Genomic DNA, 25,212 nt, shown 5'->3' with positions numbered 1-25,212 from the left:
ATGATTAAAAACTTTTTAAGTTTTGAATGGAAATCTTTTTTAAGATCCGCTAATTTTGGTAAAGGACTTGCTGTAAAAATATTAATGGGCTTTTTTGCTCTATATTTTATAGCTATGTTTTTAGGAATGGGGCTGGTAATGTACCCTGGGCTTAAAGATGCTTTTCCGGATCAAGACCCATTAGTTATAGTGAACAGTTATCTTTTTTATTGGATATTGGGCGATCTCATTTTTAGGTTTTTCTTTCAGAAATTACCTGTAATGAGTGTTAAGCCATTGCTAACGCTTCCTATAAAAAGAAGCAAAATAGTTAATTATGTTTTAGGTAAATCAGCAATATCATTTTTTAATTACGTATCACTTTTTGCCATCATACCATTTGGGATCACTTTAATTGTAAAAGATTATCCGGTAAATTCTGTATTGGCTTGGATGTTAACCCTTATTATAATAACACTTTGCATTAACTTTTTAAATTTTATTATAGAAAGTTTTTCGGCAGAAAAAGAACTGTCTTTTTTACCCATAATTATATTGACTGGTGGATTGTTTGTGTTAAACCATTTCAATGTAGTGTCTTTTGCAGGAATAGTTGCAAATGGAATTAATGCTGTTTATGAAACACCCGTTTTAATAGGTGTTCCAATACTTGTTTTAGTGGGGCTTTATCTTTTTAACTATAAAATTTTAAAGCAAAATTTATTTTTAGATAGCGGATTAAAAAAAGAAGTTAAAGAAGTACATGCGTCTAATTTAGAATGGACTAAAAACTTTGGAGATATCGCTCCTTTCATGCAATTAGATTTGAAATTGCTTTGGCGTAATAAACGTACCAAATCTTCTGTTTGGATGTTGGTTTTAGGGTTGTTTTACGGACTGTTTTTTTATCCACAGCCTGTGTATCAAGATATGCCATGGTTTTTTGCCTTTATTGGTGTTTTTGTTACAGGTATCTTTTTAATGAATTTTGGGCAGTTTATTCCTGCCTGGGATAGTAGCTACTATAAGCTCCTTATGAGCCAGAATATTAAATATGAGCAGTATTTAAAATCCAAATTCACGTTAATGGCTTTAAGTATTATTATATTATTTGTGCTAAGCATTCCTTATGTTTACTTTGGATGGAAAATATTATTGGCTCATTTTGCAGCGGCCATTTATAACCTTGGTGTCAATACACATGTTATTTTATATGGAGGTTCTTTTAATCGTAAGAAGATTAATTTGAATCAGAAAGCAGCTTTTAATTATCAAGGTACAGGAGCGGTACAATGGCTTATTGGGATTCCATTGTTGCTAATACCTATGGGAATATTTGCATTGTTTTACTTTTTAATAGGTTTCGAAATAGCCTGTATCATATTAGCGGCATTTGGTGTAATAGGTGTTGTTTTTCATCAAAGATTAATGAAAACAATTACTAAGAAATATTTAGAGTCAAAATATAAAATGATTGATGCCTTCGATCAAAATAACTAAAAAAACAGTATTATGATAACAACTTCAAACTTGTCAAAGACATACAGTGGAAGCGAAGTTTTAAATATAGAATCATTAGACATTCCAAAAGGACAAAGTTTTGGCTTGGTAGGAAATAATGGAGCAGGAAAAACCACTTATTTTAGTTTGCTTCTAGACTTAATAAAACCATCAACAGGATTTATAAAAAGTAATGATATTCAAGTAAATGAAAGTGAAGATTGGAAACCATTTACCTCGGCATTTATTGATGAAAGCTTTTTAATAGGCTACTTAACTGCCGAAGAGTACTTTTATTTTATTGGTGAATTGCGAGGACAGAATAAAGCTGATGTAGATAAGCTAGTGGCTCAGTTTGAAGACTTTTTTCATGGAGAAATATTAGGACAGAAAAAGTATTTGCGTGATTTAAGTAAAGGAAATCAGAAAAAAGCAGGGATTGTAGCTGCTTTAATTGGAACCCCAGAAGTTATTATTCTGGATGAACCTTTTGCAAACTTAGACCCAACCACCCAAATTCGTCTTAAAGGAATTATTAAAGATTTAGCAGAAAAACAAGGCACAACCGTTTTGATATCCAGTCACGATTTAATGCATGTCACCGATGTTTGTGAGCGTATTGTTGTGCTTGAAAAAGGGGAGGTTGTAAAAGATTTAAAAACAAGTGAGGCCACATTAAAAGAACTTGAAGTGCATTTTGCTGGAACGGATGTTCTTTAGGGAGTATTCAGTGATCCGTATTCAGTCTCAGTTTACCATCTTAGCGTCTCCGTGCCTTAGCGAGAGATTTCAATCCATAAGATATTATTTCAGTTATCAGTCTTGGGATGCAGTGATCCGTATTCAGTCTCAGTTTACCGTCTTTGCGACTTAGTGAGAGAACACATATAAGCTTTTGCTAATACCAAAAACTTAGTACCTCTGTAAATTTGAAAGAAAACACTTATTAATTCCAGACAGTCGCGTATAATTCCAAAACTTAGCGAGAGACTTTTAACCCAAAAGTCGTTTGATTTTATAGGTTAATCAAAAAAGATGTTTATTTTTACCTACTTACATAATATATGTGTGAGTTTACAGTTATTTATTTAGACTAAAAAATACCAGCATTGAAAAGACCTTCTAAAGCGATATTAATTATTCTATGTGCCACTTTATTGGTTGTAAGTTGCTCCAGAAAAAAGGACAAATTTATAACTCGAAACTTCCATGCTCTTACAGCAGAGTTTAATACACTTTATAATGGCTATAATGCTTTAGAAGCAGGAAGGCTGAGTCTTAATGACAATTATACCGATAACTATTGGGATATCCTTCCCATTGAACGGATGCAGATATTTGATGAAGTCGTGCTTCCAGGGCAATCTAAAAACGAAAGTTTTACCAGAGCAGAAGAAAAAGCTGTCAAAGCTATTCAGAAACACAGTATGAATATTGATGGGAAAGAAAAAAACCCACAAATGGATGAAGCGTATTTATTATTAGGAAAATCCAGATATTTTGACCAACGTTTTATACCAGCCTTAGAAGCCTTTAATTACATCCTTTACAAATATCCAGCAAGTGATAAGATAAACCAGGCAAAAGTTTGGCGTGAAAAAACGAATATTCGTTTAAATAATGATGATTTAGCCATTGAAAACCTGAAACGCCTCTTGTATCAAGAAGAATTAACAGGTCAGGATTTGGCAGATGCTACATCTATGTTGGCACAAGCCTATTTAAATACAAAATCTATTGATAGTGCTATAACACAGTTAGAAATAGCATCAAATGCTACAAAGAGTAATGATGAGCGCGGGCGTTATCGTTTTATTCAAGGGCAATTGTATAATAAGCTAGGTAAGAAGGATAGTGCAAACATAGCATTTGATAAAGTCATTGAACTAAACCGAAAAACACCTAGAATTTACATGATAGGGGCTCATATTGAAAAAATTAAAAATTTCGATTATGAGAATGGTAATAAATTAGAAGTAACAGAATTACTAACAGAACTTCAAGAGAATAGAGAAAACAGACCTTTTTTAGATAAAATTTATCATCAAATTGCAGAATATCATTTAAATAATCAATCAGACTCTTTAGCTACGGCTTATTACAATAAATCATTACGCACGAACTCTAGAGATAAAATATTAAAGGCTAGAAATTATGAAATTCTTGGTGATATGAATTTTGACAAGTCTATTTATAAAGCCGCTGGAGAATATTACGATAGTACACTAGGAACTTTAGTTTTAAACTCTAAACCGTATCGTATTATTAAACGCAAACGGGATAATTTGGAAGATGTTATTTATTATGAGGCCAAAGCACAAGTCAATGACAGTGTTTTAAGGCTTGTTAATTTATCTGAAGCAGAGCGGTTGACTTACTTTGAGTCATTAGTTGAGAAGCTAAAGGTTAAAGCGAAGGAAGAAGAAGAGAAAAAGAAAAGGGAAGAAGCAGCAAAACGAAATACGGGTCTGGCTACAGTTAATAACACCTTTGGAGGTCAAAACCCTCAAAGAGGTACGCCTAATCAAGCACCTGTGTTTTATTTTTATAACCCGACTACGGTGGCGTATGGTAAAAATGAATTTATAAAAATTTGGGGCGATAGAAATTTAGAAGACGATTGGAGATGGTCTAGTAAAGCAAATTCTGGAGATGTGTATAACGATACAAATAATGTTGACATTTTGGCTTTGGCTACAGAAGAAGAATTATTTGACCCTCAATTTTATATTTCTAAAATTCCTTCTGATGAAAAAGAAATTGATAGCATCTCTAAAGACCGTAACTATGCTTATTATCAATTGGGGTTAATTTATAAAGAGAAGTTTAAGGAATATGAATTGGCAAAGAGTAAATTTCAAAATTTACTTGAAAGTAATCCAGAAGAGCGATTAATATTGCCATCTAAATATAACCTCTATAAGATTTATGAGATTTTAGGCGAAAATGGTGAGGCAGAAATTGCTAAGAATGAGATTATTTCAAAATATCCAGATTCTAGATATGCTACTATTTTAAGTCATCCGGAATTGGCATCTGGTCGAGACGAAAACAGCCCTGAAAGTTTGTATGAAGCACTTTATAAACAACATGGAAATCAGGAATATGCCGAGGTGATTTCTAAAAGTGAAAAATATATAAGCATGTTTGATGGAAATGCCATCGTGCCGAAATTAGAATTATTAAAGGCTACAGCCATAGGAAGGTTGCACGGCTATGAAGCTTACAAAGAAGCAGTCAATTATGTTGCTCTTACTTATGCAAATACGCAAGAAGGTATACAGGCTCAAAATATTGAAGGCAGTATTTTGCCTAAACTTATAAATAAAGATTTTATTTCTGACGATAATGTAACCACTAATTATAAAATTATTTTTAAGTTTGAAAACCCAGACATGGAGAACGTTTATGACTTTCAAAAAACCTTAGATGAAGTTTTAAAAAACATAAGATATTATGATTTAAAATCTTCTGTAGATGTTTATAATTCGAGTACGGTCTTTATTGTTGTTCATGGGCTGAAAAATGCAGAAGTAGCAAAAGCATTTCGTCAATTAATAATTGAAGAAGATAAAAATAAAATAAAAGAACCCTATTTTGCAATAGCATCTGAAAATTATCAAATTGTTCAAATACATAAAAATTTAGATGCCTATTTGAATATAAATAACAATTAAATTAATAGCATTCATTATGTTCTCCGATAATAAAAAAGAAAAACAAATGGTAGAGGCAAAACCAAGTCAAAACATCATATCACAAGGCACCAAAATGGTTGGTGATTTTAATAGCGAAGGTGATTTTAGAATTGATGGCACTATAGAAGGAAATATTAAAACTTCAGGAAAAGTAGTTGTTGGTAAAACAGGTTTGATTAAAGGAACGTTACAAGGCACAGATGCCTATTTTGAAGGTAAATTTTCTGGAAAATTAGCCCTGTCAGGTACATTAACACTAAAAGCATCTGCTCATATTGAAGGGGAGGTTGTTGTTGGGAAATTAGCTGTTGAGCCCGGAGCTACATTTAACGTAACCTGTATCATGAAAGGCACCGTAAAAGAAATGAATAAAGGTGGACAACAACAGCAAAAAAGACCAGAAACCGAAAAAACAGCTTAAAAACGCTGCTATTCTTACAGGTATAGGTCTGCAAATGGGAATTACTATTTACCTATTTGTACTCCTAGGCAAATGGTTGGATACTAATTATAATGATGGTGAAAAACTATATATTATAATTATGACCCTTTTAGGAGTTGCTATTTCGTTATATGCGGTTCTTAAACAAGTCAATCGAATTAAATATTGATGAATAATCCTTTTGTAAATTTTACAGTAAAGGCTATTATTGTTTTAATTATAGTCTTTTTTTTCCATATAAGTATATTGGATATTGTTGATCTTCCGCTTTTTGAAAATAGAATCATATTATCATATGTGATAAACCTCGCTTTAATCATTGTTATTTTTGGAGTACTCTATCTACTCAAAAGAAAATATAAAAGTCAATTAGGTTTTTTATTTTTAGCAGGTAGTTTTTTAAAATTTGCTGTCTTTTTTATAGTGTTCTATCCTTTTTATAAACTAGATAATATGATTACTAAACTAGAGTTTGCAGCCTTTTTTGTGCCCTATGTTTTTGGTTTGGTTTTAGAATCGGTGAGTTTAAGTAAATGGCTAAACAAAATGGAATAGTCATTATAATTTTTACTTAAAAGCAATCCTTTAAAATAAAAAAGAAAATTGTTTTTGTTTTTGATATAAAAACATACCTTTGCAGCGATTTTTAAGCCACTATTATTTAGAGTGATATGCGTAGAAAAATATCTTTAAAACCAATTACATTATTACTGCTTTTAGTAACCTTTGTTTCTTTCGGGAAAGAACAGGAAGGTCACGGTGAACAAAAAGTTGACAAGGAAGCAGAAAGAAAAGCATATATTCAACACCACTTAAAAGACACCTACGATTTTGGTTTGTTTTCTTATACTACAGACGAAGGCGAGCATAAGCATGTGGGTTTTCCATTGCCAGTGATTCTTTGGGATGATGGCTTAAAAGTGTTTTCTTCTTCTAAATTTCACCATGGTGAAACCGTTGCTGAAGTTGATGGTAATTTTTACAAGCAATACCACGGTAAAATATATAAAGTTGATGGCTTAAACGGTGAGATTGTTTTAGACGATCATCACCATGCTACTAACGAAAAACCTTTAGACTTTTCTATTACTAAAAATGTCACAATGATTATTGTAGTGTTTTTAATCATGTTCTTTATGTTTAGTAGAATGGCTAAAGCGTATAAAAAGAATAATGGTATGCCAAAAGGAATGGGGCGTTTATTAGAACCAATCGTACTTTATATTCGTGATGATATAGCACGTCCTAACATTGGAGAAAAGCATTATAAAAAATACATGAGCTATTTATTGACTGTGTTTTTCTTTGTGTGGATAATAAACTTATTCGGATTAACACCGCTTGGTGTTAATGTAACAAATAATATTGCTGTAACATTCTGTTTAGCAATCATTACTTATTTGATTACGACATTTTCAGGAAAGAAAGACTACTGGAAGCATATTTTCTGGATGCCAGGAGTACCAGTTCCAATGAAAATAATATTAGCACCAATTGAGTTGCTAGGAACGATTATAAAGCCATTCTCATTAATGATTCGTCTGTATGCAAACATTACAGCAGGACATATTGTATTAATGAGTTTAATTGCCATGATGTTTACCTTCCAAAACTGGATAGGTAGCCCGTTATCATTTTTGTTAGCATTCGTGTTAGGAATTTTAGAGTTGTTAGTGGCAGCACTACAAGCCTATATCTTCACTATGTTATCTGCATTGTATTTTGGTGCAGCAGTTGAAGAGCACGATCATCATGAAGCACATTAAATTATAAAGAGTGTTATTCTCATGTGAATGGGAATCTAAATTGAATGTTTAATTTTTAATTATATATATTATGGAAATTCCAGCTATCGTAGGAGCAGGTTTAGTAGTAATTGGAGCAGGAATCGGGATCGGAAAGATCGGTGGTTCAGCTATGGAAGCAATTGCACGTCAACCAGAAGCTACAGGAAAAATTCAAACGGCTATGCTTATTGCAGCAGCCTTAATTGAAGGTATTGGATTTGCTGCTTTATTTGCAGTATAATTACCAAACAAAAAAGAGAAACAGCTATAACGGTTGGTTATAGCTGTTCTTTTAAAATTAAACAAAAGTTATTTAGATATATAAATTAATTATGGAAAAATTACTTGAAGAGTTTTCATTAGGACTGTTTTTTTGGCAAGCACTTTTATTCGTGTTGCTTGTTTTACTATTAAAGAAATTTGCTTGGAAACCAATTTTAGATTCAGTAAACGATAGAGAAGAAGGTATTAAAAATGCATTAGATTCTGCTGAGAAAGCAAAATTAGAAATGGAAAACCTTCAGGCGGATAATCAAAAATTATTAAAAGAAGCTAGAGCAGAACGTGAAACCATGTTGAAAGAAGCGCGCGATATCAAAAATAAAATGATTGAAGACGCTAAAGGAGAAGCTCAGGAGCAAGCTAATAAATTGATTCAGCAAGCGCAAGCTGCTATAGAAAGTGAAAAGAAAGCAGCTATGGCTGAACTTAAAAATCACGTAGCAGGTTTATCTTTAGATATCGCTGAGAAAGTAGTGCGTAATGAATTATCTAACAAAGACAAACAACTACAATTGGTTGAAACTATGCTAGGTGAAAAATCATTAACAGAAGCATAATGGCAGGAGCAAGAGCAGCAATACGTTACGCAAAAGCGGTACTAAGTTTAGCATCAGATCAAAAAGCAGCCGAAGCTGTAAATAACGATATGAAGTTAATTGCTGATACTATTGCAGAAAGTAAAGACTTAAGTGAAACACTTCAAAGTCCTGTAATTAGTTCTTCAGTAAAAAAAGCTGTTTTATTAGAGGTATTTAAAAAATCTGATAAAACAACTTTAAGTTTAATAGATACTCTGGTTAATAATAACAGAATAGATATTTTAGGGCATGTTGCTTTAAAGTACAATCAATTATTTGATCAGTCAAAAGGCATTGAACTTGCAACAGTTACAACAGCAGTTGCTTTAACAGCAGATTTAGAAAAGAAAGTTCTAGCAAAAGCGAAAGAACTTACTGGTAAAAATGTTGAAGTAGAAAACATTATAGATGAAAGCATTTTAGGTGGTTTCATTTTACGAATAGGAGATATACAATACAATGCGAGTATTGCAAATCAACTAAACAAATTAAAAAGAGAATTTACATTAAATTAAAAACGTTTTGTCACATTGAGCGCAGTCGAAATGCGTTTAAAAACGAAATTTAAACATAATTAAAGATGGCAGAAGTAAAACCAGCTGAAATATCAGCAATCTTAAAACAACAACTTTCAGGTTTTGAAGCAGGGGCTTCATTAGATGAAGTTGGAACAGTATTAACAGTAGGTGATGGTATTGTACGTGCTTACGGATTGGCTAACGCTCAATATGGTGAGTTAGTAGAATTCGATGGTGGATTAGAAGGTATTGTACTTAACCTTGAAGAAGATAATGTAGGTATCGTATTATTAGGTGCTTCTGTAGGAGTTAGAGAAGGATCTACTGTAAAACGTACTGGACGTATTGCTTCTATTAATGTTGGTGAAGGTATTGTTGGACGTGTTGTAGATACTTTAGGAAATCCTATTGATGGTAAAGGGCCTATAACTGGAGATACTTACGAAATGCCTTTAGAGCGTAAAGCGCCTGGTGTTGTTTTCCGTGAGCCGGTAACAGAACCATTACAAACAGGTATTAAATCTATTGATGCTATGATTCCTGTAGGTCGTGGACAACGTGAGTTGGTTATTGGTGACCGTCAAACAGGTAAAACAACGGTTTGTATTGATACCATCTTAAATCAAAAAGAATTTTACGATGCAGGTGAGCCTGTATATTGTATATACGTTGCTGTAGGACAAAAAGCATCTACGGTAGCAAACATTGCTAAAACATTAGAAGATAGAGGTGCTCTTGCTTATACTACTATAGTAGCAGCAAATGCATCAGATCCTGCTCCTATGCAAGTATATGCGCCTATGGCAGGTGCTGCAATTGGTGAGTATTTTAGAGATACTGGTCGTCCAGCTTTAATTATCTATGATGATTTATCTAAGCAAGCAGTAGCATACCGTGAGGTATCTTTATTATTACGTCGTCCACCAGGACGTGAGGCGTATCCAGGTGACGTTTTCTACCTTCACTCTAGATTGTTAGAGCGTTCTGCAAAAGTTATCAATGATGATAGTATTGCTAAAGATATGAATGACTTACCTGATTCATTAAAACCATTAGTGAAAGGTGGGGGTTCTTTAACAGCTTTACCAATTATTGAAACACAAGCAGGTGACGTTTCTGCATATATTCCAACAAATGTAATTTCTATTACAGATGGACAAATCTTCTTAGATGGAGATTTATTTAACTCTGGTGTACGTCCAGCAATTAACGTAGGTATTTCTGTATCTCGTGTTGGTGGTAATGCACAGATTAAATCAATGAAAAAAGTATCAGGTACTTTAAAACTAGATCAGGCACAATTCCGAGAATTAGAAGCATTTGCTAAGTTTGGATCAGATTTAGATGCAGTTACTTTGAATGTAATTGAAAAAGGTAAACGTAACGTAGAGATCTTAAAACAAGCTCAAAACGATCCATTTACTGTAGAAGACCAAATTGCTATTATTTATGCAGGATCTAAAAACTTATTAAAAGATGTTCCTGTAGAAAAAGTAAAAGAATTCGAAAGAGATTTTATTGAATTCTTAAAAGCAAAACATACAGATGTACTTAGTACATTAAAAGCAGGTAAATTAACTGATGAAGTTACAGATACATTAACAGCTGTAGCAAAAGATTTATCAGGAAAGTATAAATAAGCCCCTCCCAAGCCTCCCCAAAGGGGAGGAGTTATTAGGAGGATCTAGAATATTAAGTACAATTAATAAAAATCCCTTCCCTTTGGGGAGGTTAGGTGGGGCCAATGGCAAACTTAAAAGAAATACGTAACAGAATATCATCGGTATCTTCAACAATGCAGATTACCAGCGCCATGAAAATGGTGTCTGCTGCGAAGTTAAAGAAAGCACAAGATGCTATTACCGCTATGCGTCCTTATGCAGATAAGTTAACAGAGCTTTTACAAAGCTTAAGTGCGACTTTAGATGCAGATTCTGGAAGTAAATATTCAACACAACGAGAAGTGAAAAACGTATTAATAGTTCCAATCACTTCTAATAGAGGTTTATGTGGAGCTTTTAATTCGAACATTATTAAGCAAACGCAAAATCTGATTGATACTGTTTATGCAGATAAGAATGTGTCTGTTGTAGCTATAGGTAAGAAATCGAATGATGCTTTCTCTAAACAAGGAAGAGTTATAGCTAATAAAAGTGATGTTTTTGAAGATTTAACTTTTGATAATGTTGCTACAATAGCTGAATTATTGATGGATAAATTTGTTTCAGGCGAGTTTGATAAAATTGAAATCGTTTACAACAAGTTTAAAAATGCGGCTACTCAAATTATAATGACAGAACAGTTTTTGCCAATTGTTCCAGTTGAAGGAGATGCAAATAATAATGCAGATTATATTTTTGAGCCATCTAAAGTAGAAATTGTAGAAGAGTTAATCCCTAAGTCGTTAAAAACACAATTGTATAAAGGTGTTAGAGATTCTTTTGCAAGTGAACATGGAGCACGTATGACGGCTATGCACAAAGCAACAGATAATGCTACAGAGTTAAGAGACCAACTTAAGTTGACTTATAATAAAGCACGTCAAGCAGCAATTACTAATGAAATCCTTGAAATTGTTGGTGGAGCGGAAGCGTTGAACAATTAGACTGAGGAAACGAGGTCAAATGTTCAAAAAAGCGGAAGCGTTAAACAATTAGACTGAGGGGAACGAGGTCAAATGTTCAAAAAAAGCGGAAGCGCTGAAGAATTAGACTGAGGAAACGAGGTCAAATGTTCAAAAAAGCAGAAGCGTTAAACAATTAGACCGAGGAAACGAGGTCAAATGTTCAAATAAGCCGGAAGCGCTGAACAATTAGACAAAGCCAAATTATAAAATACAAAAGTATCACATATAGTAAACATTTACCCTGACTGCAGTTGAAGGGTCTTAAATGTAAAGCCTCATGTTTGTGAGGCTTTTTTATTTTTTTAAATTTTCATATAACATTTTTAAGATGATGATTGAGGTGTGTCATCACCATTTTTCAGGAAATCTCTTTCCGTGGAGTCAATTTTAAAACAGGGCTGGTTTTTGATATCGATAAAAAACAGAATAATTCAAAATAAATAACAGTTTCAACATCTATAATTAAGTCTATCTCGTAAATATTTTAAATTAAATGTTAGTATTATTATGAAAAAAATTTCAATGTTATTATTAGTAGCTATAGTTTTTTCTTGTGTTTCAAAGAAAAAATATATTGCTTTAGAAAACGAAAAAGGTCAAATTGAAAGTGAATTAACAAAAACTAGAGTAGCTAAAGAAGATTTAGAAGCTAAATTTGAGAAAATCCAAGCTAGAGTTGATACATATAATTCTAAAATAACATCTTTAAAAGAAGATGTTGAAATACTTACTAAAGAAAATAATTCTAAACTAGATATTACAGATAATGGTAGCGTAATTTCTAATGGTGCCAAAGCAAAAATGCGAGCTACCTTAGCTAATGTTGACGCTGGAAAGCTAAGTCAGGCTAAAACGCTTAAAGATTCTATGAATATGGCAATAGCTTATAACTTAGAAAAAACAATACAAACGAGTAGTCTTAAAGAGGAGGATGATATTGCTGTCAATATTAACGAAACTGTTGTTATGATTTCTATTTCAGATAAGATGCTATTTAATAGTGGAAGTTATCAAATAAGCTCTAAAGCAAATACGATTCTGCAAAAATTAGCTGATGTTATAAACTCAGAAGAAAGCTTAGAAGTAATGGTTGAAGGCCATACAGATTCAAGAAGTATTAATACAGAAAAAGTATCAGATAATTGGGATTTAAGTGTTTTAAGAGCCACATCAGTAGTTCGAAAATTACAAAATAGATTTAATGTAGCACCAGAAAAAATGATAGCAGCAGGTAGAAGTAGTTTTCAACCGCTTACAGATAATAAAACTGCTAAAAGTAGAGCTAGAAACAGAAGAACACGTATTGTGATTCTTCCAAATATAGACAAGTTTTTTGCTTTAATGGCTTCTAATGAAGACATATAGACATATATAGTAATGGAAAAATTAAAGCCTGTTAAGATTTATCTTAACAGGTTTTAATTATATAATGAACCAATTTATTATTTAGTTTATCGCTACTTTCCCATCAAAAAAACAAAGTACATTCTAGATTTCGTAATTTTCTTTTTTACTTCTTTGGTTTTAAAGTCACTTGAATAACATTAGATGTAAGAATGTGTTTTTTAGCAAAGTCTTGTATGTTTTCAAGTGTTATAGCATTAATTTTCTCTTTATAATCTTCAAATGAAATATGTTTTCTTTTAAATAGAATGACATTAACAATTTCATTTTCCCAAAAGAAATCACTTTGTTGATTCTCTTTTCTATTGTCTAAAAGGTATGTTTTTGCATTTTCTAAATCGGTAGAGTAAGTTTCATCATTAGCAAGATTATTTAATTCTTGTTTAATGAATCTTATCATGTTTTCTTTCTTTTCCGGAGCAGCATCTAGATCTACGCTAACATTTAATTCGCTTTTGGGTATATCTGTTAATGTTACATAAGATTGTGAGCCATAAGTACCACCTTCATCTTCTCTAAGTGTAGATAAAAACCTAGTATAAAGCATAGCTTCTATGACTTGAGCGATTAAAGCGTTTTCGGTAGTATAGTCTATGTTATCATTTATAAGATTATAGCTTATACTGGTTTTTGGGGTTTGCATGTCTTTTTCTATTTCTCTTATAGAAATTCCTTTTGCACTTTCTATTTTGTGGTCTATAAAGCCTTCCGAAGTAGTTTTGATACTTAGATTACCTAAATATTGTTGTATAAGAGGTAGTATCTTTTTAGTGTCAAAATTTCCAATAAAAATAAAACTAAAATCGTCAGCGTCAGAAAAACGGTCTTTAAAAATGGCTTTGCATTGTTCAAAATTAATAGCATCAAAATCTTCTTCCTTATTTGGGAAAGATCTAGGATGTCCATTAGAAGATAAAATGTTTATAGCATCATAGAGATCACTCTTTTCAGTATTTACAAAGTAACGTTTGAAATCATTTTTCCAATCTTGTTTCTTATTTTCAAAAACAGTTTTATCAAATCTTGGTTTTTCAAAATATAAATACGTTAGCTGAAGCATACTTTCTAAATCCTTAACTAATCCTCTACCTTGAACGATATCGTGAAAATCTCTATAACTTAAACTAACCCTAGCAGATTGTGTGGAAAGCTTTTGAGATAAGTCCGAAGCGTTAAAATCTCCTAGTCCAGAATTTTGAACAAGCTCAATAGCCGAATCAAGGAAAATTAAGTCCTTGGTTTTTAAACTTGCTAAACCGCCAGGACTTACGGCCTGCATAGAGATATTACTATTTTTTTCTTTAGATGGCATTAGTACAACTCGAACACCGTTATTAAGAATATAACCTTTGGCATCACGAATCCCTTCGATGCTAAATTTATCTTTTATTTTTTCGACAGGTAATTTATCAGATAATAAAGGCTTTTTAAGAACAGCATCAAGTTTATCATTAAATTTTTCAATGGTATTTGCTCTAGCTTTTTTTATCGCTTCTAAAATATCCTTTTGCGATGGATAGATTATATCATCTTTTTCGGGACCTGAGATAATAATAGTACACGCATTTAAGTTTTGAAAACGGTTTACATAATCATTGACCTCTTTTGTAGTTATGGTAGGAAATATGTTATTTAAAAATTCTAAATGCCATTTAGCAGATACCACAGGTTTAGCTTCTATAAAATAACTTACCAATTGATTTGCCCAAAAAGAATTGCTTTTGTCTTTTTCTCTGTCTACTCTATTTTCAAAAGTAACTTTTAAGTTTTTCTTTGCAAGTTCAAGCTCACTTTCTAAAAAGCCATATCTTTTTACTCGTTCTAATTCGGTAAAAGCTGCGGTGACTGCATTTAATTCTTGTCCAGACCTTGGTGATATGGATATTTGATTTGCTCCATCTAACGCCGTTAGTTTACTATAACCAACTCTAATACTTTGAGCTGGAGAATTTTGTTTATTAATCACTTGTTTATAACGTTTGGAGACCATATTTGAAAACAGACTTTTTATAAAATTCGAACGTAGCTGGTTTTCATTAATAATTTTAGGCTCTTTTTCTCTGAATATAAAAGTCATGTTTACATCAATAATATCATCTGCTTTTTCTGTAGCTAGAAGATATTGTGTTTTAGTATTTTCAGGAATTTCAACATAAAATCGCTCTTTCGGGTTTGTTGCTTTAGGAATTTTAGAGAAAAATGTTTTTACTTTTTTTTCCATAGCACTTACATCTATGTCTCCCACAATGATTATAGCTTGCAAATCCGGTCTATACCATTTCTTGTAGAAATTTCTTAATAAAGAACTATCAAAAGATTTTATAAAACTAACGTCTCCCATAACATCTCTTTCTGCATATCTCGAATTATTGTAAAGCGCAGACCACGTCTTTTTTTGAAGTGTATAGCTAGAACTTTGAAGCTCTCTCCATTCTCCCGATATGATATCACGTTCGTCATCAATATCTTTTTCACTTAAATTAAGAGATCCAGACCAATCATGTATCATTAACATGATTTGATCTATAAAGGCGTTATCTTTAGCTGGGACTTGTTCAACAAAATATAATGTTTGATCCCAATTGGTATAAGCGTTATACTGGTCTCCAAGAACAAAGCCTTTTGATTGCAAAAAATTATCTATACCGTTACTTTCCTGAAAATTTTTAGAGCCTTTAAAAGCCATATGTTCTAAAAAGTGAGCTAAGCCATCTTCATGATCTTCTTCCAGTATGGCGCCTACATTTTGAGCAAAATAAAAACTTGCTTTTCCTTTAGGTTTTTGGTTTTTTAAAATATAATAGGTCAAGCCATTATCCAACTTTCCTTGTTTTATTTGGCTAGGCAATGGAATTGTGGTTTTAATTTGTGCTTGAGTAATTGTGCTTAATAAAGCTACTATAGCTATACTTACACTTAATTTTGTTTTACTAAAGAAGAACATTGTGAAGATTGTTTTTAATGACCAAAAATAGTTTCTAATTCATTATCCAAATCTTCTGCATAAAGATCTATAGCCATTACTTTTCCTTCTTTATCTACTAAAAAAGTGGTTGGCAATTTGGCAATATTGAATTGTTTAGATACTGTTTTCTCTTTATTATCAATAACTTGAGTCCATGAAGGTTTATGCTTATCTAAAGCTTTAATCCATTGCTCATGATTTGGGTCTGAAGAGATCCCCAGAATTTCAAAGTCTTCTGCTTTATATTTTTCGCGAAGTTTTTCTAAATGGGGAAAAGCAGCAATACAAGGGGTACACCAATAGGCCCAAAAATCTATTAAAACATATTTATCTCTAAAAGATGATAGGCTTATGGTTTCGCCATTTCTGTTTTTAAGTGCAAAATCTGCCAAGGTAATACCAATAGCAGTATTTCTTGAGGCAGTTACGTACCTTTCCATGCTTTCATAGTATCTATTACCATCTAAACTTTTATCGTAAGCATCAAAAAAGTCAATAATCTCTTTAGTTTCAAAGACATCATCAAAACGATAATCTTCAAAAAGAACGATATAAGGAGATACCATTTTGTCTTTATGTTCTATAATGAAGTCTTTCTTGATTTTTATAAGTATGGAATCTCTTCTATAGGATTTAGACTTAAATTGACGCATTTGTTTATTCAGCAAATCAAAATCTGTATAGAGGGCAAATGACGTTTTATCTAAAGCTCTTACGTCTATAAATTCAGGAGACGTTAATACCTTATGTCTTTGGTCTCTGTATTGTGTAAAAAGTACGTTATTTATAGTTCCAGATCTTTTTGATCTTACTTCTGTTCCTGTAAAATATTCGGTGAAAATAGTATCTCTGGGATAAATCTCTACGTTAATAGTTCCGGGCTCTAAAAACACAACGGTATTAATAGTATCTCCAAAGGTAAGTTTTACAGCCCTAGGATCATCCACTTTTATATTGTCAAACGAAAATTTTCCATCTTTTAAACTTACAGTACTTATCGTGTCAATGCTTTCGTTATCTATACCCTCATTAATTTCAGTCATAGAAATACTATGTCCGTTAACATTCCCTAAAATACTCCCTGTTATAGAGGCTGTAGTGTTGTCTTTAACAACATCCTGTTCTTTGTTCTTTTTTTTGTTACAAGAGATAGTTACTCCTGATATAATAACTAAACCAATTAAAAAGGCAGTTATGGTTTTGATATTTTTATGTTTCATGTTACAAGTTTTTTATCGGATTATTACCTGATCATTTTTTATAGTATAGGAAAGATCATTATCTATTTTGAAAGTATTTAGTATTTGTTCCAAGGTTTCGTTGGTAAATTTTGCCGTAAAGACTTCATGTCCTATGGTATTGTTTTGATTTATTATAGTGACATTGAATTTACGCTCTAATATTTTTAAGATGGAAGAAAAAGAGGTCTCTTTAAAAACAAGTTTTTTAGACATCCACGCTGTATAATCATAAGTGTTAACCGTTTTTATATGCATTCTTTTTGATTGCTCATTATAAATAGCCATTTGTCCAGGAAGAAGACTAATTAGTTTAGAGGCATTGGTGTTTTTTAAATGAATTTTTATAAGACCTTCTACCAGTGTTGTTTGGGTGTTATTACTATTATTATAAGCAGACATATTAAATTGTGTTCCTAATACGTGTACAACCATGTTCTTTGTATTGACAATAAATGGATTTTTAGCATCACTAACTACATCAAAAAAAGCTTGTCCGGATAAACTAATTCTTCGTTCGCCCTGTTCTGGAAATTTTACTGGAAATTGTAATCTCGTTCCAGCGTCACAATATACTTTTGTTCCGTCAGAGAGTACGATTTTAAAAGTTTTCCCATTAGGAACTTCTAATACGTGTATTAAATTTTCTTTTTGAGGGGTATGCGTTATTGTATTATAGAATATTTCCTTCCCATTTTGAATAGCAATAATTTGCCCATTAGCATTGGTTATGGTATCCTTTTTAGAGATATCGAGGTTTTTAGAAATGCCCCCTAAAGTGTTAAGTGTTACGGTTTCTTGAGATTTGTGTGTTTCGACTAGTGGTGTATTGTTTTTTATTGCTTGATCTTTCTTAAAAAAGAATACAGCGAAAGAAACACCAATAGCTATTGCGGCATATTTTAAAAAAGAACGATAAACACGTAAGTGAGGTTTTTGAAGGGTACTTTGTGATGCTTCAATTTTTTGTTCAAATTTGGTCCAGCCTTTTTTAGAATCAATGGTATCGAAGAGTTCATATTTAGAAATTACAGATTCAAGATATTCCACATCTTCTTTCTTAAATGGATCTTTTTTATCTGTTTCAAAAAAAGCATCAAGTATCTTTCTTAATTTTATTATTGCAGTTTTTGTAGAATCCAAACCATTGTTTATAAGTAAAACAACTTAAAAACAAAACAGTGTTACTTGAAAAGTGGTTTTTTTAAAAAAAAGGGTTTATAAAGAAGAAAAAGGATAGGTTTTTGAATAACTTTAGTTGTGAAACCTCATGACGGATCGTAATTAAAGCTTTTCTTATTTGACTTTCAACAGTACGTTCAGAAATATTTTTCATCGAGGCAATTTCTTTATACTCATAGTTTTTAAGCTTACTTAGTATGAATATTTCTTTTCTTTTTTGGGGCAGGTTATCTATAATGTTTTTTAAAGCATTTAATCTTTCTTGATTAACAGCACCTTCTGAACTTTCAACTTCAATTATAGCTTCCATACGTAGTTTTTCTTTTAATGAAAGTTGACGTTTTTCAGCATTACAAAAACTAATATATTTATTGTAAACAGATCTGTATAAGTAAGCATTTAATGAGATTATGGTATGTGTTTCTCGCTTTAGCCACAAGTGCATAAGTTGTTCTTGAACGATATCCTCGGCAAGACTTGCATTGTTAGAAAGCGAGTATACATAACGGCATAATTTGGCATAATAAATTTTATAAATCTGCGTGTAAGCATCTTTATCGCCTAATCGTAATCGTTTTACTAATAAACTGTTATTGTCTCTAAAATCAGTCATTCTTGGATTTCAAAATACCATGAAATTACAAATAAAGTAAAAAAACATGGTCTCATAGTAAGGGTTGAAAAAATCTTTTTTGTCATAGCATTGAAAACAAACAGGAAATATGACCAAATTACCCGACATAGTTCTTTTAACAAATAAGTTTTTAGAAGGGAAACTTACCAAAGAAGAATCTACAGCACTTGAAATACTACTTTCAAAAAAAGAAAATATAATTTTTTTTAAGGAAGCCATTAAAGATGATTACTTATTTAAAAATATAGACAAAGATTTTGATACAGATAGTGCGTTATCTAAAGCGATAAAAGCTATAGAAGGCAATAAAAACAAGTCACGGAAATTTCCTAAAAGGATATACCAATACGCAGCTGCTGCAGTTTTATTATTGTGTTTAACGTCTTTATGGTATGTCACCAAAACAGACCAAAACAGACCCTCTAGCTTAGTTGAGGTTCCAGAAAAAAATATTGAACTTATTTTAGGTAATGGGCAAAAACAACTTATTACGGGTAAAGAAAATGATAGTATTGTAGGGGGTAACCATACAACAATAGGTTACTTAAGTAATGATAAGTTAAGTTATGTTAATAATATAACTCAAACCACGACGTACAATACGTTATGTGTTCCACATGGAAAGACATTTCAAGTTGCGCTTTCTGATGGCACAAAAGTAGATTTAAACGCTGGTACTACTTTAAAATATCCTGTTAACTTTTTAAAAGACCAACCTAGGCAAGTTTACCTTGAAGGGGAAGCATATTTTGATGTCACCCATGATGCAAACCATAAATTTATTGTTAATGCAGATAACCTTAATATAGAAGTTTTAGGTACGGAGTTCAATATATCTTCTTATGCTGAAGATGCTACTATTGAAACAACCCTTGAAGAAGGTTCTGTTAAGGTTTATGATATATCAAGCGAGCATGAAGCTGTTTTTTTAACACCTAACGAGCAATCATCTTTTAACAAAAAACTAAAGACGATCAGTAAAAAAACGGTAAATACCAAATATTATACAAGTTGGCGTCAAGGAGCGCTTTTATTTAAGAGCGAATCCTTTACTCAAATTGTTAAGAAGTTAGAACGAAGCTACAATGTTATTATAATTGGCTATGATGAAACATTAGGTCAAGAAAAATTTACAGCAACTTTTAGGGATAAAACGATTGAACAAATTATTCTCTATTTCAGTGAAGCCTATGGGTTTAATTATAAAATCACTAAAAATAAAATTACTATAAACGTAAAATAAAAAACCGAGAGATGCTGGAACCATCTCTCGGCTAATAAATGAAGCAATAAAATAAATTTTATTACTTACTAACACTCAAAAATATGAAAAAAACTTTCAAAAACACTGGGCGTGTTTGCTTTTTGCTATTAAACCCCGACCTAAAAATGAAACTTACTTATTTCTTTTTTTTAATCTCCTTTTTCCAAATATATGCCAGTAGTTTTGGACAAAATGTAAAAGTTAGCCTTGATTTAGATAATGTTACTGTGGAAAAGGCTTTTGATGAGATTGAAAATATGACTGATTACCGGTTTTTATACAATATAAAAAGCGTTAATTTAAATAGAAAAATTTCAATAAGTACAGACAAAGAACCTTTATATATGGTTCTTAAACGTCTTTTCAAGTCTACTAATGTTAAATTTAAAATACTTGAAAATCAAATAGTCCTTAAAGTCGAGCCCCAAAAACCTCAAGAGGCTGTTCAAAAATCAATATCAGGTATTATTACAGATGAAAATAATATTCCGTTGGCTGGAGTTACGGTTTTAATATCAGGAACTCAAAAAGGAACCATTTCAGATTTTGACGGTAAATACTCGATACAAGCCTCAAAGGGCAACTTTTTAGTATTCAGTTATCTAGGATATCTTGATGCTGAGGTTGAAATAACCGAAGAAGATACCTATCATGTTAAAATGATTCCTACAACATTAGATCTTGATAGTGTAAATCTGGTTTATACAGGATACCAAGCTATCGAAAAAGAAAGAGTAACAGGCTCTTTTGGAAGAGTAAAGCAAGAAATACTGGAAAATAAGATTGACCAAAATATTCTATCAAAAATATCTGATGAGATTCCAGGGATATTATTTAGTCAAAACAATGGTATCATTGTAAGAGGTTTAAGTTCTATAAATGCAAGCACAGCACCTTTAATTGTTGTTGACGGCTTGCCAACGGAACTTTCAATAAGCAATATCAATCCAAATGATGTAGAAAGCATATCCGTTTTAAGAGATGCAGCAGCAGCATCTATTTGGGGTATACGTGCAGCTAATGGTGTTATTGTTATTGTAACTAAAAAAGGTTCAAGAAATGCTAAAACTTTAATAGAAGCTTCTTTGAATTTAGGGATTACAGAAAAACAGGACCTTTTTGATAATAACCTTGGAGATACCAGCACGCAAATTAATTATCAAAGGGCACTTTTTGAAACTCAAAATGATAATTACGGAATCCAAGAATTATTTACTGGAGATAATGTTTTTAGAGCAAGAGAACTTTTTCAATTAGACCCGGTTATTGAAACACTTTTATTGCAAGAGAGAGGCGACCTTACTCAGAGTCAAGTAAATGCTTTGTTAAACCAATTTTCATTAAGGGATGTAAGGCGCGAGTATAGTAAAAAAGTTTTAAGGCAACCTATTTGGAACCAATATAACCTTGCCATTTCTGGGGGTAGCGAAAAACAGGACTATCGAGCATCTATAACATTTAATACTAATCAAAACAATACCATAAGTAACAATTCTAATCAATTCATTAGTAATTTTAGAAATTCTTTAGACATAACGGATAAACTCAAAGCTAGATTTATTGTTAATTTTTCGCAAATTAGACAAAACTTACCTCCAAACGATCCTAACGATGGTATTTCATTACTTGATAGAGGAATTTCTCCAACGGCTTTTTTAGGTAATTTTGCCTTTACCAATCGTCTTTTAGAGGCAGACGGAAGTTATTTTCCTATGGTGGGAGGTGCTAGTAATGCGTTTTCTCAATTTTTACAGAGTAGAGGAGCATTATACCCTTTTACATACAATCTACTTCAAGAATATGATAATGCTAACAATGAGCTTAATCGAGTAGCGCTAAGATTACAAGCAGCTGTAGACTACGAAATATATAAAGATTTGGACCTATCACTTACCTATCAATATGAGTTGGGAGCTACAGAACAAAGAAACCTTTACAACGAAAATACATTTGTGACTCGAAGTAGAGTAAATCTATTCTCGCAAATTGATAGAGCAACTTCAACAGTAACAGATTTTCCAATACCTCAAGGAAGCATTTTGGATGTATCTTTAGGAAAGCAGATTTCGCATGCTTTTAGAGGGCAGTTTAATTATGATGCTAGTTTTAATAATGCGCTTCATAAAATCACGGCTATTGCTGGCTATGAAGCTAGATTGACGATAAATGAGGTTGACAGAGACAGGAGATATGGTTTTGATAATCAAACCTTGCTCTCTATAGACCCTGATTTTAGAACAAATTACAGAAATTTCTATTCAGATGTCGTACTTACTTCAAATCAACGGATTCCATCCTTAGCTAGAGGGGCTTTTGTAGAAAATCGCTTTATATCCTATTTTGCAAATCTTGGATATACTTTTAATGATAATTATACCATATCTGCAAGTACTCGTTTAGATGATACCAATCTTTTTGGGGCCTCTAAAGAGTTTCGTAATGTCCCATTATACTCAATTGGAGCGAAGTGGAATATATCTAACGACCTTTTTCCTATACATGATATTTTTAATGACCTGCAACTTAGAGCAAGTTTTGGTACTAATGGGAATGTGGATAGAAGTGCAGGTCCCTTCTTGCAGGCATCTATTTTTCAGCAAAATGGAGCTTTCATTAATAGAGCCGCAACCATTAGTAACCTGCCTAACCCTTTACTAAGATTGGAAAAAACAAAGACTATTAATGTGGGTCTTGATTTTGGGATTTTCAATAATGTTTTAGAAGGAAGCATAGAGTATTATAAAAGTAATAGTGAAGATCTTTTAGCAGATGTTGCTCTTAATCCTACTCTAGGGGTTTCTCAATTTCTATTAAACGCTGGCGAACTTTCCAATGAAGGACTGGATATACGTCTTAATCTTAACCTTGGAACAGATAAAGGGTTCTTGTATGGTTCTACTTTTAATTTGAGTATAAACGAAAATAAACTCACTAAGGTAGATATTGATCAAGATAGGATAAGCAGTTATATAAATGGATCAGCTACTATTCAAGGGGAAGCTCTTTCTACAATTTATAGCTATAGATACGCTAATTTGGACAAAAATGGGGCGCCACAATTTTTAAATAGGAATAACGAAATTTTAGACTTTAATTTTACTAGCCCTAATGTAACATCAGATACCTTTACAGTATCAGATTTAAAGAGAGAAGGTACGCTTATACCTAAGTATTATGGCTCATGGATTAATAATTTTTCTTATAATAATTTCACCCTACGTGCCATTACCAACTTTAGGGCAGGTCATGTATTTCGCTATACAGATAATGGGTTTGGAGCAGTTCAAACCTATATCCCCGGAGGTAGGAATGCTATTATAAATGTAGCTAATGACTTTAATCAAAGGTGGCAAAATCCCGGTGATGAAAATATAACGTCTATACCCGCAGTTCCTAGTGCGGGGAATGCGAACTCCATAGGCTATCAAAATTACCCGTTTATAAATCGTTTTGTTGATGATGCTTCTCATATTAGGTTAAGTCAAGTAAGTCTGATTTACGCGCTTCCAAGCAAATTTTTAAAGAAAATTAAGCTCAATAGTTTAAAAATGGGACTCCAATTGGATAATGTATATGTCTGGGATTTTAATAAGTGGAATGTAGACCCTGGGAACACACTTATTCCTTTACCTAGAACCTTAACATTAAACCTTAACGCAAGTTTTTAAAAGACTATAACTATGAAATATATTAAATTTTTTGGCATATATGCTTTAGTATTGGTATTCATCTGTACATCATGTACCCGCGATGGCTTTTTAGATATAAAGCCCAAAGGGAAGGTAATACCTAATAAAATAGAAGATTACAGATTACTGTTAGATCAGACAGAAAGCGCTGGAGGTGAAATTAATTTTTCTAGAGGATTTGTAAGTAAACATTTCAATACCATTTACGGGGCAGACCATATTTTGGTAACACCAGAAATTGTGGCATTAAATGGAATAGACCGAATTCAATTAAACCTTTTTCAATATAGAGATATAATTTATGGAGCAGCACAGAGTGATTTAGATTGGGAAGACTATTATCAACAAATTTTTACATCAAACCTTATTTTAGAGGGCTTATCTAGCGTGAGTAATGGGACTCCTAATGAAATCTTGGCTTTAGAGGCTGAAGCTAAACTGCACAGAGCCTATGCTTATTTCAATCTAGTTAATATTTATGGGGTTCATTATAACCCATCATCGGCAGCAACAGATTTGGGGGTACCTCTTAGAAATAGCTCTTCTTTAGTGAATGTAAATTTAGAACGGGTTTCTGTACAGAAGGTTTATGATTTTATTATTGACGAAATTGAAACAAGTATTCCAAATTTGCCAGACACTCAACCACTACAGCTTAGCTTTAGACCTTCAAAAGCTGGAGCTTATGGCCTATTATCAAAAATCTTCCTCTATCAAGCCAATTATTCAGAAGCATTAAATGCTGTAGAAAGTGCTTTAACGCTTTCAAGTACGATTAGAAATATAAATGATGATGAGGTTTTTGAAGAACCAGACATCCCCACAGAACGTTATTGGCCGAATGTTACTGAAGATGTTCAAGTTGTTTGGCACAAAGAATTGATATTAGACCTTGCATTTACTGAGGAATATATTGATTTATTTGAAACTGAAGACCTACGGAGCCAGTGGTTTGCCTCTTTACGTGAAAGAGAGTTTATTGATTTAGATGGCTCTATTTTAGTAGCCAATCAAAGTGCTTTTTTCTCGGGTACAGATGGGATTAATACCCCAGACCTTTATTTAATTCGTAGCGAATGTAATGCTAGATTAGGCAATATATCTGAAGCAAATGATGATTTAAACACGTTGCGTATTAATAGATTTGAAGACGGACAATATAATCCTGTGTCTATAACAGATCAAGATCTATTACTTCAATTTATTAAAGAAGAAAGAAGAAGAGAATTCCCTATGAGTGTAGAGCGAATATTTGATATTAAGAGATATAACAGGTTTGATGATGATAATATTTCGATAACCCACAGCTTTAATTCTGAAACATCTACCATACAGGCAAATAGTGTAAACTGGGCACAACCTATAGGATTATTGTATATCAATCAAAATCCGGAAATAATCCAAAATACCAGAGAATAAACTAAAA

20 protein-coding genes are annotated in these 25,212 nt (G+C 32.3%); 16 read left to right on the top strand and 4 right to left on the bottom strand.

Annotated features, from left to right (window positions below):
* From Q4Q34_RS06965 to Q4Q34_RS06905, 13 genes are all read left to right on the top strand, one after another.
* Positions 1-1,479 (top strand): DUF5687 family protein, encoded by a 1,479-nt coding sequence (locus Q4Q34_RS06965; RefSeq protein WP_303316541.1) that lies wholly within the window; start codon positions 1-3, stop codon positions 1,477-1,479.
* A gap of 12 nt (positions 1,480-1,491) precedes the next feature.
* Complete coding sequence (locus Q4Q34_RS06960; RefSeq protein ID WP_303316540.1) at positions 1,492-2,199, top strand: ABC transporter ATP-binding protein; 708 nt, start codon at positions 1,492-1,494, stop codon at positions 2,197-2,199.
* A 389-nt stretch (positions 2,200-2,588) separates the two neighbouring features.
* Complete coding sequence (gene porW, locus Q4Q34_RS06955) at positions 2,589-5,156, top strand: type IX secretion system periplasmic lipoprotein PorW/SprE (protein WP_303316539.1); 2,568 nt, start codon at positions 2,589-2,591, stop codon at positions 5,154-5,156.
* Positions 5,157-5,172: 16 nt separating this feature from the next.
* The gene (locus Q4Q34_RS06950; protein WP_303316538.1) at positions 5,173-5,598 is read left to right on the top strand and encodes a bactofilin family protein; all 426 of its coding nucleotides are present in this window, start codon (positions 5,173-5,175) and stop codon (positions 5,596-5,598) included.
* The gene (locus Q4Q34_RS06945; protein WP_303316537.1) at positions 5,552-5,788 is read left to right on the top strand and encodes an AtpZ/AtpI family protein; all 237 of its coding nucleotides are present in this window, start codon (positions 5,552-5,554) and stop codon (positions 5,786-5,788) included. Before Q4Q34_RS06950 ends, Q4Q34_RS06945 begins: the two co-directional genes overlap by 47 nt.
* Positions 5,788-6,174, top strand: a complete 387-nt coding sequence (locus tag Q4Q34_RS06940) for a hypothetical protein (RefSeq protein ID WP_303316536.1) — start codon at positions 5,788-5,790, stop codon at positions 6,172-6,174. Before Q4Q34_RS06945 ends, Q4Q34_RS06940 begins: the two co-directional genes overlap by 1 nt.
* 116 nt (positions 6,175-6,290) lie before the next feature.
* Positions 6,291-7,385, top strand: coding sequence for a F0F1 ATP synthase subunit A (gene atpB, locus Q4Q34_RS06935; protein ID WP_303316535.1), 1,095 nt, complete (start codon positions 6,291-6,293; stop codon positions 7,383-7,385).
* 70 nt (positions 7,386-7,455) lie between these two features.
* Positions 7,456-7,647 (top strand): ATP synthase F0 subunit C, encoded by a 192-nt coding sequence (atpE, locus tag Q4Q34_RS06930; RefSeq protein ID WP_076698954.1) that lies wholly within the window; start codon positions 7,456-7,458, stop codon positions 7,645-7,647.
* Positions 7,648-7,738: 91 nt separating this feature from the next.
* Positions 7,739-8,245 (top strand): F0F1 ATP synthase subunit B, encoded by a 507-nt coding sequence (locus tag Q4Q34_RS06925; RefSeq protein ID WP_303316534.1) that lies wholly within the window; start codon positions 7,739-7,741, stop codon positions 8,243-8,245.
* Positions 8,245-8,781: an ATP synthase F1 subunit delta gene (gene atpH / locus Q4Q34_RS06920; protein ID WP_303316533.1), complete on the top strand. Its 537-nt coding sequence runs from the start codon at positions 8,245-8,247 to the stop codon at positions 8,779-8,781. The genes Q4Q34_RS06925 and atpH overlap by 1 nt, the downstream gene beginning before the upstream one ends.
* 65 nt (positions 8,782-8,846) lie before the next feature.
* Positions 8,847-10,424 carry a F0F1 ATP synthase subunit alpha gene (gene atpA / locus Q4Q34_RS06915; RefSeq protein ID WP_303316532.1) on the top strand — a complete coding sequence of 526 codons (1,578 nt, stop codon included), beginning with the start codon at positions 8,847-8,849 and terminating at the stop codon, positions 10,422-10,424.
* Between the two features lie 104 nt (positions 10,425-10,528).
* On the top strand, positions 10,529-11,389 hold the full coding sequence (atpG, locus tag Q4Q34_RS06910; protein WP_303316531.1) for an ATP synthase F1 subunit gamma: 861 nt from the start codon (positions 10,529-10,531) through the stop codon (positions 11,387-11,389).
* 528 nt (positions 11,390-11,917) lie between these two features.
* Positions 11,918-12,775, top strand: coding sequence for an OmpA/MotB family protein (locus Q4Q34_RS06905; RefSeq protein ID WP_303316530.1), 858 nt, complete (start codon positions 11,918-11,920; stop codon positions 12,773-12,775).
* A gap of 145 nt (positions 12,776-12,920) precedes the next feature.
* Here the strand turns inward: Q4Q34_RS06905 and Q4Q34_RS06900 are convergent, their stop codons facing one another.
* The 4 genes from Q4Q34_RS06900 to Q4Q34_RS06885 form a co-directional block, all read right to left on the bottom strand.
* Complete coding sequence (locus Q4Q34_RS06900; RefSeq protein WP_303316529.1) at positions 12,921-15,758, bottom strand: M16 family metallopeptidase; 2,838 nt, start codon at positions 15,756-15,758, stop codon at positions 12,921-12,923.
* 14 nt (positions 15,759-15,772) lie between these two features.
* The gene (locus Q4Q34_RS06895) at positions 15,773-16,999 is read right to left on the bottom strand and encodes a TlpA disulfide reductase family protein (protein WP_303316528.1); all 1,227 of its coding nucleotides are present in this window, start codon (positions 16,997-16,999) and stop codon (positions 15,773-15,775) included.
* A gap of 12 nt (positions 17,000-17,011) precedes the next feature.
* A complete protein-coding gene (locus Q4Q34_RS06890) occupies positions 17,012-18,160 on the bottom strand; it encodes a FecR family protein (protein WP_303316527.1) in 1,149 nt (382 codons plus the stop codon).
* 61 nt (positions 18,161-18,221) lie between these two features.
* A complete protein-coding gene (locus tag Q4Q34_RS06885; RefSeq protein ID WP_303316526.1) occupies positions 18,222-18,812 on the bottom strand; it encodes an RNA polymerase sigma factor in 591 nt (196 codons plus the stop codon).
* 109 nt (positions 18,813-18,921) lie between these two features.
* On the opposite strand from Q4Q34_RS06885, the gene Q4Q34_RS06880 reads away from it, so the two are divergent.
* From Q4Q34_RS06880 to Q4Q34_RS06870, 3 genes are all read left to right on the top strand, one after another.
* Positions 18,922-20,076: a FecR family protein gene (locus tag Q4Q34_RS06880; RefSeq protein ID WP_303316525.1), complete on the top strand. Its 1,155-nt coding sequence runs from the start codon at positions 18,922-18,924 to the stop codon at positions 20,074-20,076.
* A gap of 83 nt (positions 20,077-20,159) precedes the next feature.
* On the top strand, positions 20,160-23,765 hold the full coding sequence (locus Q4Q34_RS06875) for a SusC/RagA family TonB-linked outer membrane protein (RefSeq protein WP_303316524.1): 3,606 nt from the start codon (positions 20,160-20,162) through the stop codon (positions 23,763-23,765).
* Between the two features lie 12 nt (positions 23,766-23,777).
* Positions 23,778-25,205 carry a RagB/SusD family nutrient uptake outer membrane protein gene (locus Q4Q34_RS06870; RefSeq protein ID WP_303316523.1) on the top strand — a complete coding sequence of 476 codons (1,428 nt, stop codon included), beginning with the start codon at positions 23,778-23,780 and terminating at the stop codon, positions 25,203-25,205.
* The last annotated feature ends 7 nt before the right edge of the window (positions 25,206-25,212 follow it).

The sequence above is a fragment of the Flavivirga abyssicola genome (assembly GCF_030540775.2).
GTDB lineage: Bacteria > Bacteroidota > Bacteroidia > Flavobacteriales > Flavobacteriaceae > Flavivirga > Flavivirga abyssicola.
This window is presented reverse-complemented; position numbering and strand designations above follow the sequence as displayed.